Annotated in this window: 19 protein-coding genes; 3 read left to right on the top strand and 16 right to left on the bottom strand. The window is 59.0% G+C overall.

From position 1 onward, the window contains the following. Window positions 1–62: 62 nt before the first annotated feature. The 3 genes from AC3WTM_RS16255 to AC3WTM_RS16245 all read right to left on the bottom strand — a co-directional run bounded on the left by AC3WTM_RS16255 (window position 63) and on the right by AC3WTM_RS16245 (window position 1,932). On the bottom strand, window positions 63–563 hold the full coding sequence (locus AC3WTM_RS16255; protein WP_095943939.1) for a CinA family protein: 501 nt from the start codon (window positions 561–563) through the stop codon (window positions 63–65). Between the two features lie 117 nt (window positions 564–680). Then, entirely contained in the window at window positions 681–1,022 is a 342-nt protein-coding gene (locus AC3WTM_RS16250; protein ID WP_102669844.1) for a phage holin family protein, read from the bottom strand. Between the two features lie 175 nt (window positions 1,023–1,197). Next, on the bottom strand, window positions 1,198–1,932 hold the full coding sequence (locus tag AC3WTM_RS16245) for a LexA family transcriptional regulator (protein ID WP_102669886.1): 735 nt from the start codon (window positions 1,930–1,932) through the stop codon (window positions 1,198–1,200). A gap of 209 nt (window positions 1,933–2,141) precedes the next feature. Between AC3WTM_RS16245 and mutS the strand changes: the two genes are divergently transcribed. Then, on the top strand, window positions 2,142–4,721 hold the full coding sequence (gene mutS / locus AC3WTM_RS16240) for a DNA mismatch repair protein MutS (protein WP_102669843.1): 2,580 nt from the start codon (window positions 2,142–2,144) through the stop codon (window positions 4,719–4,721). A gap of 142 nt (window positions 4,722–4,863) precedes the next feature. Next, entirely contained in the window at window positions 4,864–5,187 is a 324-nt protein-coding gene (gene fdxA / locus AC3WTM_RS16235; RefSeq protein WP_007970729.1) for a ferredoxin FdxA, read from the top strand. A gap of 471 nt (window positions 5,188–5,658) precedes the next feature. Here fdxA and rpoS read toward each other — a convergent pair whose 3' ends face one another. From rpoS to AC3WTM_RS16195, 8 genes are all read right to left on the bottom strand, one after another. Beyond that, window positions 5,659–6,666, bottom strand: coding sequence for an RNA polymerase sigma factor RpoS (rpoS, locus tag AC3WTM_RS16230; protein ID WP_007990225.1), 1,008 nt, complete (start codon window positions 6,664–6,666; stop codon window positions 5,659–5,661). Between the two features lie 104 nt (window positions 6,667–6,770). Further along, the gene (locus AC3WTM_RS16225; RefSeq protein ID WP_102669842.1) at window positions 6,771–7,628 is read right to left on the bottom strand and encodes a peptidoglycan DD-metalloendopeptidase family protein; all 858 of its coding nucleotides are present in this window, start codon (window positions 7,626–7,628) and stop codon (window positions 6,771–6,773) included. Window positions 7,629–7,839: 211 nt separating this feature from the next. Then, window positions 7,840–8,475 (bottom strand): protein-L-isoaspartate(D-aspartate) O-methyltransferase, encoded by a 636-nt coding sequence (locus AC3WTM_RS16220; protein WP_172435346.1) that lies wholly within the window; start codon window positions 8,473–8,475, stop codon window positions 7,840–7,842. A gap of 41 nt (window positions 8,476–8,516) precedes the next feature. Continuing rightward, window positions 8,517–9,266 (bottom strand): 5'/3'-nucleotidase SurE, encoded by a 750-nt coding sequence (gene surE / locus AC3WTM_RS16215; protein WP_102669841.1) that lies wholly within the window; start codon window positions 9,264–9,266, stop codon window positions 8,517–8,519. Further along, the gene (gene truD / locus AC3WTM_RS16210; protein WP_102669840.1) at window positions 9,254–10,312 is read right to left on the bottom strand and encodes a tRNA pseudouridine(13) synthase TruD; all 1,059 of its coding nucleotides are present in this window, start codon (window positions 10,310–10,312) and stop codon (window positions 9,254–9,256) included. Before truD ends, surE begins: the two co-directional genes overlap by 13 nt. After that, window positions 10,309–10,782 (bottom strand): 2-C-methyl-D-erythritol 2,4-cyclodiphosphate synthase, encoded by a 474-nt coding sequence (gene ispF, locus AC3WTM_RS16205; RefSeq protein ID WP_007970721.1) that lies wholly within the window; start codon window positions 10,780–10,782, stop codon window positions 10,309–10,311. The genes truD and ispF overlap by 4 nt, the downstream gene beginning before the upstream one ends. A gap of 43 nt (window positions 10,783–10,825) precedes the next feature. Continuing rightward, window positions 10,826–11,671 carry an S-formylglutathione hydrolase gene (gene fghA / locus AC3WTM_RS16200; protein WP_102669839.1) on the bottom strand — a complete coding sequence of 282 codons (846 nt, stop codon included), beginning with the start codon at window positions 11,669–11,671 and terminating at the stop codon, window positions 10,826–10,828. Between the two features lie 8 nt (window positions 11,672–11,679). Further along, the gene (locus tag AC3WTM_RS16195) at window positions 11,680–12,792 is read right to left on the bottom strand and encodes an S-(hydroxymethyl)glutathione dehydrogenase/class III alcohol dehydrogenase (protein WP_015093777.1); all 1,113 of its coding nucleotides are present in this window, start codon (window positions 12,790–12,792) and stop codon (window positions 11,680–11,682) included. Window positions 12,793–12,899: 107 nt separating this feature from the next. Between AC3WTM_RS16195 and AC3WTM_RS16190 the strand changes: the two genes are divergently transcribed. Then, a complete protein-coding gene (locus AC3WTM_RS16190) occupies window positions 12,900–13,796 on the top strand; it encodes a LysR substrate-binding domain-containing protein (protein ID WP_102669838.1) in 897 nt (298 codons plus the stop codon). A 6-nt stretch (window positions 13,797–13,802) separates the two neighbouring features. Here AC3WTM_RS16190 and ispD read toward each other — a convergent pair whose 3' ends face one another. From ispD to pyrG, 5 genes are all read right to left on the bottom strand, one after another. Next, window positions 13,803–14,510 carry a 2-C-methyl-D-erythritol 4-phosphate cytidylyltransferase gene (gene ispD / locus AC3WTM_RS16185; RefSeq protein ID WP_102669837.1) on the bottom strand — a complete coding sequence of 236 codons (708 nt, stop codon included), beginning with the start codon at window positions 14,508–14,510 and terminating at the stop codon, window positions 13,803–13,805. Beyond that, on the bottom strand, window positions 14,507–14,785 hold the full coding sequence (gene ftsB / locus AC3WTM_RS16180; protein WP_007970710.1) for a cell division protein FtsB: 279 nt from the start codon (window positions 14,783–14,785) through the stop codon (window positions 14,507–14,509). The genes ispD and ftsB overlap by 4 nt, the downstream gene beginning before the upstream one ends. Window positions 14,786–14,954: 169 nt before the next feature. Continuing rightward, window positions 14,955–16,244 carry a phosphopyruvate hydratase gene (gene eno / locus AC3WTM_RS16175; RefSeq protein ID WP_008019783.1) on the bottom strand — a complete coding sequence of 430 codons (1,290 nt, stop codon included), beginning with the start codon at window positions 16,242–16,244 and terminating at the stop codon, window positions 14,955–14,957. A gap of 156 nt (window positions 16,245–16,400) precedes the next feature. After that, the gene (gene kdsA / locus AC3WTM_RS16170) at window positions 16,401–17,246 is read right to left on the bottom strand and encodes a 3-deoxy-8-phosphooctulonate synthase (RefSeq protein WP_015093773.1); all 846 of its coding nucleotides are present in this window, start codon (window positions 17,244–17,246) and stop codon (window positions 16,401–16,403) included. Between the two features lie 5 nt (window positions 17,247–17,251). Then, the gene (gene pyrG, locus AC3WTM_RS16165; RefSeq protein ID WP_057716161.1) at window positions 17,252–18,883 is read right to left on the bottom strand and encodes a CTP synthase; all 1,632 of its coding nucleotides are present in this window, start codon (window positions 18,881–18,883) and stop codon (window positions 17,252–17,254) included. Between the last annotated feature and the right edge of the window lie 225 nt (window positions 18,884–19,108).

Below are 19,108 nucleotides of genomic sequence, written 5' to 3'. Positions count from 1 at the left end.
AAGGCCTGACGGCCAACACCTGTATAAGTAGCCAGTATTATTCCACAGCGTTTCCGGATCGCCTACCCCTGATTTGAGATTTCTGCCGCGGCATAGCGCAGCAGCCCCTCTAGCGCGGCCTTCACCGTTTGTCGGCGGACGTCATCGCGATTACCCGGGAAGTGCTGCTGCTCACAGAACACCTGGTCTCCAACGCCCCAGGCCAGCCATACCGTGCCAACCGGCTTGTTCGCCGTTCCACCATCCGGGCCGGCGATGCCACTGACCGCCACGGAGAAATACGCGCTGTTTTTCTTCTGCGCCCCCCGGACCATCGCCTCGACCACCTCGCGGCTGACCGCACCCACGGTGGTGAACAACTCCACCGGCACATCCAGTTGCAGGGTTTTCTGCCGGTTGGAATAGGTGACATAACCGGCCTCAAACCAGGCCGAACTCCCGGGGATACGGGTGATTGCCTCGGCGATGCCGCCGCCGGTGCAGGACTCCGCCGTGGTGACGTGGGCATTGAGAACCTGCAGGCGTCTGCCGAGTTCGGCGGCGAGCTGGGTGATTTCGTTCACGGTCATCTCCTGATAGGGCGGGATGGGTTAACCGTACACGAGCAGACCGCACTTGCAAGCGACAGGAACGATCAAAATGTAAAGAACCGGAGGCTCTGGAAAAGGCCTGTCGGAGAATCAATCTTCCACGTCACCGGAGGGGGAATGGCCGATACCCATGCGCTTGGCCAGCCAATGCTCATACAGCCCCAGAACGACGTCTGTCCCGGCCATCGCCGCTAAACAACCACCCGCACAAGCGGCCCAGATGGAAACATTGGCAGCGTGAAGCAGCATGATGACCGAAGCACCGCAGATCATGCTGGATCCAGACCGAAGACTCAGGCGCCGGACAAGGGGCCAGCCACGAACGCCCTCTTTTTCCGCACGCCACATTTCACCGGTAACGCCACCAAGTATTGGCAGGCCGATGAGCAGCCACAGAGGCATGTCCAGCAACGCATATTGCTCAGCGGTCATTTCATGCCTCCTTGAGCGAGAGATCACAGCACATTCTTTAATAGTCAGGCAGCAACAGTATGCATTTATGCATAATCAGTCAATGCACAAACGCATCGATAAAGTATGTCCAATGCTTTTCAGCACACGAAAAAAAAACCGCTCGGGAAGCGGGTTTTATCTAAACGGATGAGTGTTAGCGGGCGTACATACCCCACCAGAAGACATGTCCGAGGATAACAATCGGCTCCTCCTGGATCTCCTGAAAGGTGTAATCTTCGTCCGGATGCTCGTCACGGTTGAAGCTGCGCAAGCGAATCCCGGTCGGCAGGCGATAGAGTTGCTTCACCCGCAATTGACCGTTGTGATTGATTGCATAAAGGTCGCCGTCAACGATATCGCCAATGCCGCACTTGCCGGCATTGACACCGACCGTGGCGCCGTCGCGCAGCACCGGCAACATGCTGTTGCCCCGCACTGTCACGCATTTGGCCTGGTCGAACTGCACGCCGTTATGGCGCAGGCTCCGCTTGCCGAAGCGCAGGCTAGAGCGCTCGCTCTCCTCGATAACGAACCTTCCTGATCCCGCAGCCAATTCAACCTCGCGAAGAAAGGGGACCGACACCTCGTCGTCATCGACAGGGGTATCGTCGTCCCACAGACTTATATCCTTGAGTTCCGAATGCAAAGGAGCGCGCCCGGCATTGGCGGCAGACGAGACGTCCGCGCGGCCACGCAACTGGTCGGTGCTCAAGGCGAAATACTCGGCAATCTTCGAAATATGTTTATCCGATGGATCGACGATCTTCCCGCTGAGAATGCGCGAGAGCGTGGATTGAGGCACGCCGGTGCGCCGGTGAAGCTCCGAGGGGGAGATCCCGTGCTGATCGAGCAATGCCCTTAATACAGTAGATACGTTGCGCTTTTGCATAATGCGCATAGTGCTTGCACTTTTCGAAGAAGACAATGCCGATTTGCATAATCGATGCATAACATGATTTCTGCATCGTAAAGGATGTCACCCGGCCGTGGCGCCTGCGTCGGGCAGACTGCCCATGGTAACCTTGCGCCCATCGCGGAAAAGCCCGGCCGTTGCCCTGCTTTTGCCCTACCTCTTTCAACGAGCTTCCTGACAATCCGATGAATAAAGCCGTCTCCGACCTGTCCTCCCACACCCCGATGATGCAGCAGTACTGGCGCCTGAAAAACCAGCACCCGGACCAGCTGATGTTCTACCGCATGGGCGACTTCTACGAGATCTTCTATGAAGACGCGAAGAAGGCCGCCAAGTTGTTGGACATCACCCTGACGGCCCGCGGGCAGTCGGCCGGCCAGGCGATTCCGATGTGCGGGATTCCTTACCATGCCGCCGAAGGTTATCTGGCAAAACTGGTGAAGCTTGGCGAATCGGTGGTGATCTGCGAGCAGGTCGGTGACCCGGCCACCAGCAAAGGGCCGGTGGAGCGGCAGGTGGTACGCATCATCACGCCGGGGACGGTGAGTGACGAGGCGCTGCTCGACGAGCGCAGGGACAACCTGATCGCTGCTGTCCTGGGCGATGAGCGCCTGTTCGGCCTGGCGGTACTGGACATCACCAGCGGCAACTTCAGCGTGCTGGAAATCAAGGGCTGGGAAAACCTGCTGGCGGAACTGGAGCGGGTCAACCCTGTGGAGTTACTGATCCCGGATGACTGGCCCAAGGATTTGCCGGCGGAAAAACGCCGCGGCGTACGTCGCCGTGCACCGTGGGATTTCGAGCGCGATTCGGCGCTCAAAAGCCTGTGCCAGCAATTCTCGACCCAGGACCTCAAGGGCTTTGGCTGCGAAAACCTGACCCTGGCGATCGGTGCCGCCGGTTGCCTGCTGGCCTACGCCAAGGAAACCCAGCGCACCGCCCTGCCCCACTTGCGCAGTCTGCGTCATGAACGCCTGGACGACACCGTGGTGCTCGATGGCGCCAGCCGTCGCAACCTGGAGCTCGACACCAACCTGGCCGGGGGCCGCGACAACACCCTGCAATCGGTGGTGGACCGTTGCCAGACAGCCATGGGCAGCCGCCTGCTGACCCGCTGGCTGAATCGCCCATTGCGCGACTTGACGGTGCTGTTGGCACGCCAGAGCTCGATCACTTGCCTGCTCGACAGTTATCGCTTCGAAAGACTGCAACCGCAGCTCAAGGAAATCGGCGACATCGAGCGGATTCTTGCGCGGATCGGCCTGCGTAATGCCCGCCCCCGCGACCTCGCCCGCTTGCGTGACGCCCTCGGCGCACTGCCCGAACTACAAGTGGCAATGACGGAGCTCGAAGCCCCACACCTCCAGCAACTCGCCACCATCACCAGCACCTACCCGGAACTGGCGGCACTGCTGGAAAAAGCCATCATCGACAACCCGCCCGCGGTCATTCGCGATGGAGGCGTGCTAAAAACCGGCTACGACAGCGAACTCGACGAATTGCAGTCGCTGAGTGAAAACGCCGGACAGTTCCTGATCGACCTCGAGGCACGGGAAAAGGCCCGCACCGGCCTGTCGCACCTGAAGGTTGGTTATAACCGCATCCACGGTTACTTCATCGAGCTGCCAAGCAAGCAGGCGGAATCGGCACCAGCCGACTATATTCGCCGCCAGACGCTCAAAGGCGCCGAGCGCTTTATTACGCCGGAACTCAAGGCATTCGAAGACAAGGCGCTGTCAGCCAAGAGTCGTGCCCTGGCCCGCGAAAAGATGCTGTACGAAGCGTTGCTCGAAGATCTGATCAGCCAGCTGCCACCTTTGCAGGACACCGCCGGCGCCTTGGCCGAGCTGGACGTCTTGAGCAACCTGGCCGAACGTGCACTGAACCTCGACCTGAACTGCCCGCGCTTCGTCAGCGAGCCGTGCATGCGCATCAGCCAGGGTCGTCACCCGGTGGTCGAACAAGTGCTGACCACGCCGTTCGTGGCCAACGACCTGAGCCTGGACGACAACACCCGCATGCTGGTGATCACGGGGCCGAACATGGGCGGTAAATCCACCTACATGCGTCAGACCGCATTGATTGTGCTCCTGGCGCACATCGGCAGCTTCGTACCAGCGGCCAGTTGCGAACTGTCGCTGGTCGACCGCATCTTCACCCGGATCGGCTCCAGCGATGACCTGGCCGGCGGGCGTTCGACCTTCATGGTGGAAATGAGCGAAACCGCGAACATCCTGCACAACGCCACCGAGCGCAGCCTGGTGTTGATGGACGAAGTCGGACGCGGCACCAGCACCTTCGACGGTCTGTCCCTGGCATGGGCGGCGGCCGAGCGCCTGGCGCATCTGCGTGCCTACACGCTGTTCGCCACCCACTACTTTGAACTGACCGTCCTGCCGGAAGCCCAGCCGTTGGTGGCCAACGTGCACCTCAATGCCACCGAGCACAATGAACGCATCGTATTCCTGCACCACGTGCTGCCCGGGCCGGCCAGCCAGAGTTATGGCCTGGCCGTAGCGCAGCTGGCTGGCGTACCGAGCGAGGTCATCACCCGTGCTCGCGAGCATCTGAGCCGCCTGGAAGACACCGCCCTACCCCACGAAACACCGGCACCGGCCAAAGGCAAACCGGTCGCGCCGCAACAAAGTGACCTGTTCGCCAGCCTGCCGCACCCGGTGCTGGATGACCTGGCCAAGCTCGATCTGGATGACATGACGCCACGTCGTGCTCTCGAAATGCTCTATACACTAAAGACACGGATCTAACGCAGCGGCTTGCAAGCTGTTAGAATCTCGCGCGGTTTGGGATGCTGCTGGCTAATAGCCTGGCCAGCAGACTATCGCTCCCGAACCTGGCGACCCCTACGAGAAGGGGCGCAGCAAGCCGCGCCTGAGGAGAAAATTAGAAATGACCTTCGTCGTCACCGACAACTGCATCAAGTGCAAGTACACCGACTGCGTAGAAGTCTGTCCGGTGGACTGCTTTTACGAAGGCCCGAATTTCCTGGTGATCCACCCGGATGAGTGCATCGATTGCGCGCTGTGCGAACCTGAATGCCCTGCCGTGGCTATCTTCTCTGAAGATGAAGTTCCGGCCGGCATGGAAAACTTCATTGAGCTGAACGCTGAATTGGCCGATATCTGGCCAAACATCACCGAACGCAAAGATCCAATGCCCGATTCCGCAGAATGGGACGGCAAGCCAGGCAAGATCGCAGACCTCGAACGCTGATTACCCCCGCGTTCGCGAAAAAGGCCCCACAAGGGCCTTTTTGCTTTTCAGCGGGCAAAAAAAGGGGCGGTTTGACCCGCCCACATTTTTTCCCTATTCCCTGTATTCCTTTTCATCGTCCTGATGAATCGCGTCCTGCGATATCCATATCCCTCATCCATGAAGGACGTGTCTGTCCGTCGACACAACCTCAATACTAAAGTGTTCCCCTCCGGGATCAATCGGCCCTTGGCGCGAGATTCTGGTGTCACACATCATTAATACTAAAAAATATTAATATAAATCAAACACATATAGGCGGTCAGCGCTCCGAATGGACGACTGCCGGGGTGTAAAAATAACGAACACTTACGCAAGAGTAAGCCTAGGCTTACAGCACGAAACCAAAATCCCGAGGGGGCTCGGCCTCCTGGCCAGGCAATAAAAAACCCCGAGCAAGTCGGGGTTTTTCATGCCATCGCAGTGAGTGCCTTATTGGAACAGCGACTCGCTCGACAGACCATTTTTTTCAAGGATCTCGCGTAGCCGCTTCAAGCCTTCCACCTGAATCTGCCTGACCCGCTCCCGGGTCAGGCCGATTTCCAGGCCGACGTCTTCAAGGGTGCTGCTTTCATGGCCGCGCAGGCCGAAGCGGCGTACAACCACTTCGCGTTGCTTGTCGGTCAGTTCCGAGAGCCATTGATCGATGCTCTGGGACAGGTCGTCGTCCTGCAACAATTCGCATGGATCGGTTGGACGATCGTCAGTCAGGGTGTCCAGCAGTGTTTTATCAGAATCCGGACCCAGCGAGACGTCGACCGAAGAAACCCTTTCGTTAAGGCCGAGCATACGCTTGACCTCTCCCACCGGTTTTTCCAGCAGGTTGGCGATTTCTTCGGGTGAGGGTTCATGGTCGAGTTTTTGCGTCAGCTCGCGCGCGGCCCGCAGGTACACGTTCAGCTCCTTGACCACATGGATCGGCAGCCGGATGGTCCGGGTCTGATTCATGATTGCGCGTTCGATGGTCTGGCGAATCCACCAGGTCGCGTAGGTCGAGAAGCGGAAACCGCGTTCCGGATCGAACTTCTCCACCGCCCGGATCAAGCCGAGGTTGCCCTCTTCGATCAGGTCCAGCAGCGACAGCCCACGATTGACGTAGCGTCGGGCGATTTTCACCACCAGTCGCAGGTTGCTTTCAATCATGCGTTTGCGCCCGGCCGGATCGCCACTTTGCGACAGGCGCGCAAAATGAACTTCTTCTTCGGGTGACAGCAGGGGAGAGAAACCAATTTCATTGAGATACAACTGCGTGGCATCAAGTGCCCGCGTGTAGTCAATGTACTTGTGTTGTTTCAAGGATGCGGAGTGTTTGGATTTGGCACGAACGGAAGGTGGAGCCGCCCCTTCATCATTCGACATCGAATCCGTATCGATACTGCTCTCCATCAGGAGAACCTCATCGTCGATGTCAAACTCCGGCACTTCTTTACTGAGAGCCATTGTTATAGTCCTTTGGTGAGTTCGACCTCAAGCTCAAGCGGCGCCTTTCTCCCTGGCAACGCTGGAGCCTGTCCCCTCTACGCGACGGAACAGGCTGGTAGCGATCAACGGCGTGGCAGGAATTGCAGCGGATCTACAGGTTTACCTTGGCGGCGAATCTCAAAATGCAGTTTCACCCGGTCTGTACCCGTTGACCCCATTTCGGCAATTGTCTGTCCGACCTTGACCTGCTGCCCCTCCCGAACCAACAGCCTGCGGTTATGTCCGTAGGCACTGACGTAGGTTTCACTGTGCTTGATGATCACTAATTCGCCGTAGCCCCTTAAGCCACTCCCGGCGTATACCACCGTCCCATCAGACGCAGCTAAAACAGGCTGTCCCAAATCTCCGGCGATATCAATTCCTTTATTCAAACTACCGTTTGAAGAGAATTTTCCAATCAGAATGCCATTAGATGGCCATCCCCAGCCGGTCGGGGCTGGCCCGGGAGGTGGCAAAGGAGCAGGGGCTGGCTTGCTCGCGACGGACGGTACAACCGTCGTTGTGCTGGTGGTCGTACCGTTTGCCGAACGACGGATGACCGTGGTTTTACTCGACGACGAAGGTGTTGAACTGGACGAACTGACCACCGCCGTCGACGTTGAATCGGTACGGCCATCAAAGCGAATCGTCTGACCCGGACGGATGGTGTAAGGCGCAGGAATGTTGTTGCGTGCCGCCAGGGCCTTGTAGTCCCAGCCATAACGGAAGGCGATGGAGAACAGGGTGTCCTTGGGCCGAACAATGTATTGTCCGGTGGTCACGGCTGGACGCTGAGCCGCGGCATTGTTACGGTCCACGACACGAACATCGCTGGACTTGTTGCTGGAACAACCGACCAGCAAGGTGCTCAAGACAAGGCCAGTCACCAGGCGCTGAAAGCTCGTTTTACTCATACGCTGCGCAATGACTGTGAGACTCACCCGCCGCTCCCTCTGTGGTGGCTGAAAATGTGAAATGCCGGAGTCCGGCATGAACTGTCGCAAGTATAACGGGCCGTGCACGCTTTACCTTTAATGTGGCGAATCGGTACCGCGCACACGTTTGCTGCCTGATGATGAATCCCGTTTAACGCAACGATGCCGCTGTAAGACAAAGGCAATCGAAGAGAATTCAGCGTGCCGAAACAAATGCTCAGGCCAGTGGCCCATTGAGCAATGGCACGAAGCGCACAGCCCCCAGGACATGCCTGGAAAAACCTTGTTCCTCGCGGATGATCAGCATCAATTGCTGGACTTCGCCAGCCCCGACCGGGATCACCATTCGGCCTCCCGGTGCCAACTGGTCAAGCAATGCCTGAGGCACGTCGGTTGCCACTGCGGTGACGATAATCCCGTTGTATGGCGCCAGTGCCGGCCAGCCCTCCCAGCCATCGCCCCAGCGGAACACCACGTTGCGCAGGTTCAGTTCGACCAGTCGTTCCTTTGCCCGATCCTGCAGAACCTTGATGCGCTCGACCGAGAACACACGCTCGACCAGTTGCGACAGCACCGCCGTCTGATAGCCCGACCCGGTGCCGATCTCCAGCACCTTGTCGAGTGGTCCGGCCTCCAGCAGCAGCTCGCTCATGCGCGCCACCATATAAGGCTGGGAGATGGTCTGGTTGTTGCCAATCGGCAGCGCGGTGTCTTCATAGGCACGGTGCGCCAGCGCTTCGTCGACGAACAGGTGGCGCGGGGTCCGGCGAATGACCTCCAGTACCCTGGCGTTGGAGATGCCTTCTTCGTACAGGCGCTGGATCAGCCGCTCCCGGGTTCGCTGGGAGGTCATGCCGATGCCGCGACGCAGCATATCGTCTTGTTCGCGACCCATCAGCGCAGCCCCTCCAGCCAGCCGTCCAGACTTCTGAAGGCATCATTGAAGGTGCGATCCAGTTGCAGCGGCGTGATCGAAACATAACCCTGCATCACTGCATGGAAATCGGTACCCGGGCCGCCATCTTCGGCATCCCCGGCTGCCGCGATCCAGTAACCGGACTTGCCCCGCGGATCCACCACTTTTATCGGTGCCGCGGCCCGGGCGCGATGGCCCAGGCGGGTGAGCTGGATACCGCGGATACGGTCCAACGGCAAATTGGGAATATTCACGTTCAGTACCGTACGCGGTGGCAGATCCAGGTCAGCATGGGCTTCAACCAGTTTGCGCGCGAAATGGGCAGCTGTGGGAAGGTTCTCTATCTGGCGTGAGACCAGCGAAAAGGCAAACGAAGGGTGACTCAGGAAACGCCCCTCGAGGGCCGCCGCCACCGTGCCGGAATACAGGACATCGTCCCCCAGGTTCGCACCCAGGTTTATTCCGGAAACCACCATGTCCGCTTCGCGCTCAAGCAGGCCGTTAAGGCCCAGGTGCACACAATCGGTTGGCGTGCCGTTGAGGCTGATAAAGCCGTTGGCCAGGGTTTGCGGATGCAACGGACGGTCAAGCGTCAGCGAACTGCTGGCGCCGCTCTTGTCCTGGTCCGGGGCGATAACCACGCACTCGGTGTAATCCGCCAGCGCAGCATAAAGCGCGGCGAGACCGGGTGCTGCTACCCCATCGTCGTTAGAAATCAGAATACGCATGGGCTGTCCGTCTGCCCCACCGGCACCAGATCAACAAGCTCGCGCACCAATACGGTGGCGAAGCATCCGGCCGGCAGGACGAATTCCAGTTGCAGAATGTCAGGCTCGGGATAATGCCACGTCAACCCGCCAATGGGCAGCCGCAGGATGCGACGTTCGTGGTTCATACCGGCGTTAATCAACCAATCGCGAAGGTCCGCTTCGCGCGCGGCGATTGCCTGCTCCAGTTCATGGACAGCGCCCGTGGCCGGCGAGTCACCTTCGCCCCACTGCGGACCTGTCGGGTGCAGATCAAGAATCGCCAGACGCGGGTCGCTGCACTCGGCCTCACCCGCCGGAAAGAAGCTGCGGCTATCGGTGAACGCGAGCAGATCGCCCACCTGGGCACGCTGCCAGGTGCCATCGGCAACTCGTGCGGCCAGCACCTGGTTGAACAGAAAACTGCGGGCGGTCGAGAGCAGACGCGAGCGCACATTGCGCTGCTCCGGCAAGGCCTTGCGCGCGGCCCAGGCGCGAGCATCGACGACGTTGCCGCCGTCATGGCCGAAACGCTGGGCGCCGAAATAATTGGGGATGCCTTGTTTGGCGATCAGTTGCAGACGCTCTTCAAGCGCAGCCTTGTCGCCAGCGAATTGCGTAAGGCGCAACGTAAAACCGTTGGCCGAGTGGGCACCGCGTTGCAGTTTGCGCTTGTGGCGGGCGGTCTTGAGGATCTTCAGCGTCTCGTTTTCCGCAGCCGACAGATCAGGGTCAGCCTTGCCCGGCAACTGCACGCTGAACCACTGGCGAGTCAACGCCTGACGGTCCTTGAGCCCGGCATAACTGACGGTGCGCAATGGCACGCCGGCAGCCTTGGCAATCCGTCGTGCCGCTTCTTCAGTATTCAGACCACGCTTTTCCACCCAGATCCAAAGGTGTTCGCCTTCGCCGCTGAGGGGAATGTCGAGGACTTCGTCGACCTGGAAATCTTCGGCGATCGCTTTCAGGACCGCCGCGCCGAGAGTCTCACCGTAAGCCCGCGGGCCGAGCAATTGCAGTTCGTTCATGCGCGCAGCAACAAGGCAACGGAGTGCACGGCAATGCCTTCTTCGCGACCGACAAAGCCGAGCTTTTCGGTGGTGGTAGCTTTAACGTTCACTTGATCCAACTCTACTTGAAGATCCGCGGCAATCAGCGCACGCATCGATTCGATATGCGGGGCCATTTTCGGCGCCTGGGCGACGATGGTGTTATCAACGTTGCCGACTTTCCAACCTTTGGCATGGACCAGTGCGACGACGTGACGCAACAGCGCACGGCTGTCGGCGCCCTTGAATTGTGGGTCGGTATCCGGGAAATGCTTGCCGATGTCGCCCAGCGCCGCAGCGCCGAGCAAGGCATCGCTCAAGGCGTGCAAGAGGACGTCACCGTCGGAGTGGGCGAGCAGCCCGAAGCTGTGTGCAATGCGCACACCGCCCAGAGTGATGAAATCGCCTTCAGCGAAACGGTGCACATCATAGCCGTGGCCAATACGCATAAAAAAACGCCCCGATTTTTGTCAGGGCGTGATTCTACCTGCATTAGCCAACCAGAGCATGCGCGTGATGCCGCAAGTGCTCATCGATGAAACTGGCAATGAAGAAATAGCTGTGGTCATAGCCCGGTTGCAGACGCAACGTCAGCGGGTGACCGGCCAGTTTGGCTGCCTGCTGCAAGGCTTCCGGCTTGAGCTGGTTGGCGAGGAAGTCGTCGCGATCACCCTGGTCGACCAACAGCGGCAGCTTTTCATCGGCCTCGGCAATCAACGCGCAGGCATCCCATTCGCGCCATTTCGAACGGTCCTCTCCCAGATAGCGGGAAAAGGCTTTCTGCCCCCACGGGCAATCCATCGGGTTGTTGATTGGCGAGAACGCCGACACCGACAGATAGCGCCTCGGATTGCGCAAGGCGCAGACCAGCGCACCATGGCCGCCCATGGAGTGACCACTGATGCCACGCTTGTCCGACGCCGGGAAATGGGCTTCGACCAATGTCGGCAATTCCTGCACGACATAGTCATGCATCCGATAGTGCCGCGACCACGGCTCCTGAGTGGCATTCAGGTAAAATCCGGCGCCTAGGCCAAAGTCCCAGGCGCCATCCGGATCGCCCGGCACTTCGGGACCGCGTGGGCTGGTATCCGGTGCGACGATGATCAGCCCAAGCTCGGCGGCCATGCGCATGGCACCGGCCTTCTGCATGAAGTTCTCGTCGGTGCAGGTCAGGCCAGACAACCAGTACAACACCGGCAGCTTGCCGCCCTGCTCCGCCTGCGGCGGCAGATACACGGCAAATACCATGTCGCAGCCGAGCACTTCCGAGCGATGGCGATAGCGTTTGTGCCAGCCGCCGAAGCTTTTCTGGCAGGAGATGTTTTCCAGGCTCATGGCGGACCTCAGAAATGGATGACGGAGCGAATGCTTTTCCCTTCGTGCATCAGGTCAAACGCCTTGTTGATATCTTCCAGGCCCATGGTGTGGGTGATGAAGGTATCCAGCGGAATCTCACCGGTCTCGGCCATTTCCACATAGCTCGGCAACTCGGTACGGCCGCGCACGCCGCCGAACGCCGAACCGCGCCAGACACGGCCGGTGACCAGCTGGAACGGACGGGTTGAAATTTCCTGGCCGGCACCGGCCACACCGATGATCACCGACTCGCCCCAACCCTTGTGGCAGCACTCAAGCGCAGCACGCATCAACTGCACGTTACCAATGCACTCGAAGGAAAAGTCGACGCCACCATCGGTCATGTCGACGATGACTTCCTGGATCGGACGATCGAAATCTTTCGGGTTCACGCAATCGGTTGCACCCAGCTGCTTGGCGATCTCGAATTTGGCCGGGTTGATGTCGATGGCGATGATGCGGGCAGCCTTGGCTTTTACGGCGCCGATAACAGCCGACAGACCGATGCCGCCAAGGCCGAAAATGGCCACGGTATCACCCGGCTTCACCTTGGCGGTGTTGAGCACTGCACCGATACCGGTAGTGACACCGCAGCCCAGCAGGCAGACTTTTTCCAGTGGTGCTTCCTTGGCGATTTTCGCAACGGAAATCTCCGGAAGCACGGTGTACTCGGAGAACGTGGAAGTGCCCATATAGTGGAAAATCGTTTCGCCCTTGTAGGAAAAACGCGAAGTACCGTCGGGCATCAAGCCTTTGCCTTGGGTCGCGCGAATCGCCTGGCAGAGGTTGGTTTTTCCCGACAGGCAGAATTTGCACTGACGGCACTCCGGGGTGTACAGCGGGATCACATGATCACCAACTGCAACAGAGGTCACGCCCTCACCGATTGCTTCCACGATCGCACCACCTTCATGGCCGAGGATCGACGGGAAGATGCCTTCCGGATCAGCGCCGGACAGTGTGTAGGCATCGGTATGGCAAACACCGGAGGCCACCACGCGCAGCAAGACTTCGCCGGCCTTGGGCATGGCGACATCGACTTCAACGATTTCGAGGGGCTTTTTGGCCTCGAAGGCAACGGCGGCGCGCGACTTGATCATGGTGATTCTCCAGTGAATTAAAACAAGACAAGGAGTGTAATACATGGCTCAACGATGAATAATCGATGCAAATGCAAAATATTATTGCCACACAGGGATAATCATTGATGTCCGAAAATCGCTGGGAAGGGATCGACGAGTTTGTCGCCGTTGCCGAATGCAACCAGTTCACCGCTGCCGCGCAACGCCTGGGGGTTTCTTCCTCCCATATCAGTCGACAAATCGTACGCCTCGAAGAGCGCCTGCAAACCCGCCTGCTCTACCGCAGCACCCGCCGGGTCACGCTGACCGAGGCCGGGCAAACCTTCCTGCAACATTGTCAGCGCTTGCAGGATGGCCGCGAAGAGGCGTTGCGCGCGGTGGGCGATTTGACCAGCGAACCCAAGGGCATGCTGCGCATGACCTGTGCCGTGGCCTATGGCGAACGGTTCATCGTGCCGCTGGTGACTCGCTTCATGGGCCTGTATCCGCAATTGCGCGTCGATATCGAACTGAGCAACCGCCAGCTTGATCTGGTGCATGAAGGCCTCGACCTGGCGATTCGCCTCGGGCGCTTGCAGGACTCACGGCTGGTCGCCACCCGCCTCGCGCCGCGACGCATGTTTCTCTGTGCCTCTCCGTCCTACCTTGAACGGTACGGTCGCCCACACAGTTTGTCGGAACTGAGCCGCCACAACTGCCTCATCGGCAGTTCGGATCTGTGGCAGCTGGAACAGAACGGGCGGGAATATTCGCAACGGGTGCAGGGAAACTGGCGCTGCAACAGTGGGCAAGCGGTGTTGGACGCGGCGCTACAAGGCGTAGGGCTGTGTCAGTTGCCGGACTATTACGTACTGGAGCATCTAAAGAGCGGTGCGCTGATTTCGCTGCTGGAGGCGCATCAACCACCGAACACAGCGGTTTGGGCGCTGTATCCGCAGCAGCGGCATCTGTCGCCGAAGGTGCGCAAGTTGGTGGATTATTTGAAGGAAGGGTTGGCGCAAAGGCCGGAATACCGAAACTGATGTCAATCAGTGACGATTGGCCCAACGCTGTCTCAACCATTCAAGGTCTTCTGGACGCGTGACCTTGAGGTTATCGGACCGCCCTTCGACCAGTCGCGGTGCCGAACCGGCCCACTCCATCGCCGAAGCTTCGTCGGTAATAACAGCATCTGCCACCAGGCTGTCAGCCAGAGCGCGATGCAGCGCCCCAAGGCGGAACATCTGCGGCGTGTAGGCCTGCCAGATCACACTGCGATCCACGGTTTCGACCACACGACCGTGCTTGTCGACCCGCTTGAGCGTATCCCGCGCCGGAACCGCCAGCAGCCCGCCGACAGGATCGTCAGCCAGTTCAGCCAGCAATTTGTCCAGATCGTCACGGCTGAGGTTCGGCCGTGCGGCATCGTGAACCAGTACCCAATCCTCATCATCAGCGCCCTGTGCATGCAAGTGCAGCAAGGCGTTGAGCACCGACCCGGAACGTTCGGCGCCGCCCTCGACCCGGGCAATACGCGGATCACTGGCACACGCCAGGTTCGGCCAATAAGGATCGTCCACAGCAACACTGACCACCAAACCTTTCAGGCATGGATGATCAAGGAAACAGCCAAGGCTGTGTTCGAGAATAGTGCGCCCGCCCAGTTGCAGATACTGCTTGGGACGGTCCGCGGCCATACGGGCACCGACGCCCGCGGCAGGAATCACGGCCCAGAAGGCCGGTAACGAATTAATCATTGGGCCAACTGGTAAAGGGTTTCACCGTCCTTGACCATACCCAACTCATGGCGAGCCCGCTCTTCGACGGTCTCCATGCCCTTTTTCAACTCACTGACCTCGGCATCCATCACCCGGTTGCGTTCCAGCAATGCCTGGTTCTCAGCCTGCTGATCCGCAATCTGCTGAGTCAACTCGGCCACTTGCGCCAGACTGCCATTTCCCACCCACAGGCGGTACTGCAGGCCAGCCAGCAACAAAAGCAGGATGAGGAACAACCAATTGGGACTGCGCATCGAATATCAGGTATCCAGTGAAAAAAGACAGCCATGCCAAACGTGAAGCTTCTGATAGCACGAAGCCTGGAAGAACCAGGCTTGTGCATATAAGGCATCAGATTAGTGGCAAAAACGTCGCTGTAGCGATTTTTCCGACACAATCCGGTGTCTTTTTATCGATTTCCGCTTAACCGCGGAACTCGCCGCGACCGTTGTACTTGGCCTTGCCGTTCAACTGCTCTTCGATACGCAGCAGTTGGTTGTACTTGGAAACGCGGTCGGAACGGCACAGGGAGCCGGTCTTGATCTGGCCAGCCGAGGTACCCACGGCCAGGTCGGCAATGGTCGAGTCTTCGGTTTCGCCGGAGCGATGCGAGATCACTGCGGTGTAACCGGCGGCCTTGGCCATCTGGATGGCTTCCAGGGTTTCGGTCAGGGTGCCGATCTGGTTGAACTTGATCAGGATCGAGTTGGCGATCTTCTTGTCGATGCCTTCTTTCAGGATCTTGGTGTTGGTCACGAACAGGTCGTCGCCTACCAGCTGAGTCTTCTCGCCGATCTTGTCGGTGAGGATCTTCCAGCCAGCCCAGTCGGACTCGTCCAGGCCATCTTCGATGGAGATGATCGGGTAACGCTCGGTCAGGCCTTTGAGGTAGTCAGCGAAACCTTCGGCGGTGAACACCTGGCCTTCGCCGGACAGGTTGTACTTGCCGTCTTCGTAGAACTCGCTGGCTGCGCAGTCCAGGGCCAGGGTCACATCGGTACCCAGCTTGTAACCGGCGTTGGCCACGGCTTCGGAGATCACTTTCAAAGCGTCTTCGTTGGAGGCCAGGTTCGGCGCGAAACCACCTTCGTCACCGACGGCAGTGCTCAGGCCACGGGCCTTCAGCACGGCTTTGAGGTGGTGGAAAATCTCTGTGCCCATGCGCAGACCTTCCGAGAAAGACTTGGCGCCAACCGGCTGAACCATGAATTCCTGGATGTCGACGTTGTTATCGGCGTGCTCGCCGCCGTTGATGATGTTCATCATCGGAACCGGCATCGAGTAGACACCCGGGGTGCCGTTCAGGTTGGCGATGTGAGCGTACAGCGGCAGGTCCTGGTCCTGTGCTGCTGCCTTGGCCGCGGCCAGGGAAACGGCGAGGATCGCGTTAGCGCCCAGGGAACCTTTGTTTTCAGTACCGTCGAGCTTGATCATTGCCAGATCGAGCGCTTTCTGGTCGCTTGGGTCCATGCCTTTCAACAGGTCACGGATCGGACCGTTGATGTTGGCAACGGCCTTCAGAACGCCCTTGCCCAGGTAACGGCTCTTGTCGCCATCGCGCAGCTCGAGCGCTTCACGCGAGCCAGTGGAAGCACCGGACGGCGCGCAGGCACTGCCGATGATGCCGTTGTCGAGAAGCACGTCCGCTTCCACGGTGGGATTGCCACGGGAGTCGAGAACTTCACGACCTTTGATGTCGACGATTTTAGCCATTGTTGTAAACACTCCAAAGTTGACGAAAACGACGCAGCTGTAGGAAATCTTTGATCGTCGGCAAGTGAGGTGCAGCGGGCAGTCTTGCAGACGACAAGGCTCAGGCCCGAGGGCCTGAGCTTTAAATCGTGCGGTACTTTACCGGAGAATTGAGGATTACGCGGTTTCTACCGTCGGAAAACTCTTCACCAGTTCGTCCAAAGCTTTGAGCTGGGCCAGGAATGGCTCCAGTTTGTCCAGGCGCAAGGCGCAAGGACCGTCGCACTTGGCGTTGTCCGGATCCGGGTGGGCTTCCAGGAACAGGCCGGCCAGCGACTGGCTCATACCGGCTTTTGCCAGGTCGGTGACCTGGGCGCGACGACCGCCGGCGGAATCGGAGCGACCACCAGGCATTTGCAGCGCGTGGGTCACATCGAAGAACACCGGGTATTCGAACTGCTTCATGATGCCGAAGCCGAGCATGTCGACGACGAGGTTGTTGTAGCCGAAGCTCGAACCACGCTCGCAGAGGATCAACTGATCGTTACCCGCTTCCACGCACTTGTTCAGGATGTGCTTCATTTCCTGGGGGGCGAGGAACTGGGCTTTCTTGATGTTGATCACGGCGCCCGTTTTGGCCATCGCGACCACGAGGTCGGTCTGGCGCGACAGGAATGCCGGCAACTGGATGATGTCGCAGACTTCAGCGACGACCGCGGCCTGGTCAGGCTCGTGGACGTCGGTGATGATCGGCACGCCGAAGGCTTGCTTGATGTCCTGGAAGATGCGCATGCCTTCTTCCAGGCCAGGACCACGATAGGAGGTCACAGAAGACCGGTTGGCCTTGTCGAAACTGGCCTTGAACACGTAAGGGATACCGAGCTTTTCGGTGACCTTCACATACTCTTCGCAAACCTGCATGGCCATGTCACGGCTTTCCAGCACGTTCATGCCGCCGAACAGCACCATTGGCTTGTCGTTGGCAATCTCGATGTCGCCGACGCGGATGATCTTCTGTGCCATCGGGGTTACGCCTTCTTCTGGTGTTGAGCCAACGCGGCCTTGACGAAACCGCTGAACAGCGGGTGACCGTCGCGTGGCGTCGAGGTGAACTCAGGGTGGAACTGGCAAGCGACGAACCATGGGTGATCCGGAGCTTCAACCACTTCAACCAGTGCGCCATCACCGGAACGACCGGAAATTTTCAAACCGGCTTCCATGATTTGCGGCAGCAGGTTGTTGTTCACTTCGTAGCGATGACGATGACGCTCGACAATCACGTCCTTGCCGTAGCAACCGTGGACCAGGGAACCCGGCTCCAGCAGGCAATCCTGCGCGCCCAGGCGCATGGTGCCGCCCAGATCGGAGGTTTCGGTACGGGTTTCGACGGCGCCGGTGGCATCTTCCCACTCGGTGATCAGGCCCACGACCGGGTGACCGCTTGCACGATCGAACTCGGTGGAGTTGGCGTCTTTCCAGCCCATCACGTTACGGGCGAACTCGATAACGGCCACTTGCATGCCCAGGCAGATACCCAGGTACGGAACCTTGTTTTCGCGAGCGTATTGAACGGCAGTGATCTTGCCTTCAACGCCACGCAGACCGAAGCCGCCCGGTACCAGGATGGCATCGACGCCTTCGAGCAGCGCGGTGCCCTGGTTCTCGATGTCTTCGGAATCGATGTAGCGCAGGTTGACCTTGGTACGGTTGCTGATGCCCGCGTGACTCATCGCTTCGATCAGCGACTTGTAGGCGTCCAGCAGCTCCATGTACTTGCCGACCATGGCAATGGTGACTTCGTGCTCAGGGTTGAGCTTGGCGTCGACCACGGCTTCCCACTCGGACAGATCGGCACCGCCGCATTGCAGGCCGAAACGCTCGACGACGAAATCGTCCAGGCCCTGGGAGTGCAGGATGCCCGGGATCTTGTAGATGGTATCGGCGTCTTCCAGCGCGATTACCGCACGTTCTTCAACATTGGTGAACTGCGCGATCTTGCGACGCGACGACACATCGATAGGATGGTCGGAGCGGCAGACCAGCACGTCTGGTTGCAGGCCGATGGAACGCAGTTCCTTCACCGAGTGTTGGGTAGGCTTGGTCTTGGTTTCGCCGGCAGTGGCGATGTACGGCACCAGCGTCAGGTGCATCAGCATCGCGCGCTTGGCGCCGACTTCGAAACGCAGTTGGCGGATCGCCTCGAGGAACGGTTGCGACTCGATGTCACCCACGGTGCCACCGATTTCGACCATTGCCACGTCAGCGTCGCCGGCACCCTTGATGATGCGGCGCTTGATTTCGTCGGTGATGTGCGGGATCACCTGGATGGTTGCACCCAGGTAGTCACCACGGCGCTCCTTGCGCAGGACGTGTTCGTAGACACGGCCCGTGGTGAAGTTGTTGTTCTGGGTCATGGTCGTGCGGATGAACCGCTCGTAGTGACCCAGGTCCAGGTCGGTCTCGGCGCCGTCGTGAGTGACGAACACTTCACCGTGCTGGAACGGGCTCATCGTGCCCGGGTCGACGTTGATGTACGGGTCCAGCTTCAGCATGGTGACCTTAAGTCCCCGCGCCTCCAGGATGGCCGCCAATGATGCCGATGCAATGCCTTTCCCCAATGAAGAAACAACACCGCCCGTGACGAATATGTAGCGCGTCATGAAAAACCCTAGAAGTCTGCGTTAAAGCGGTCCGAGCCGCCGGGGAAAGCGAAGGAAGGCCGAAGCCCCCGATCACCTGCATTAATCACAGTGCACCTTTCGAAAAAACCGCCGCGTTGGGACAGACCGGAAAATGAAACACCGGTTCGTTGCTCGCTACACATTTTTTGGAATCGCCCAGCAAAGACTGCTTGGTAATCGGCAACTCCTGCAATTCAGGCGAAT

Source organism: Pseudomonas sp. EU05-FHT14B02 (genome assembly GCF_058791055.1).
This window is presented reverse-complemented; position numbering and strand designations above follow the sequence as displayed.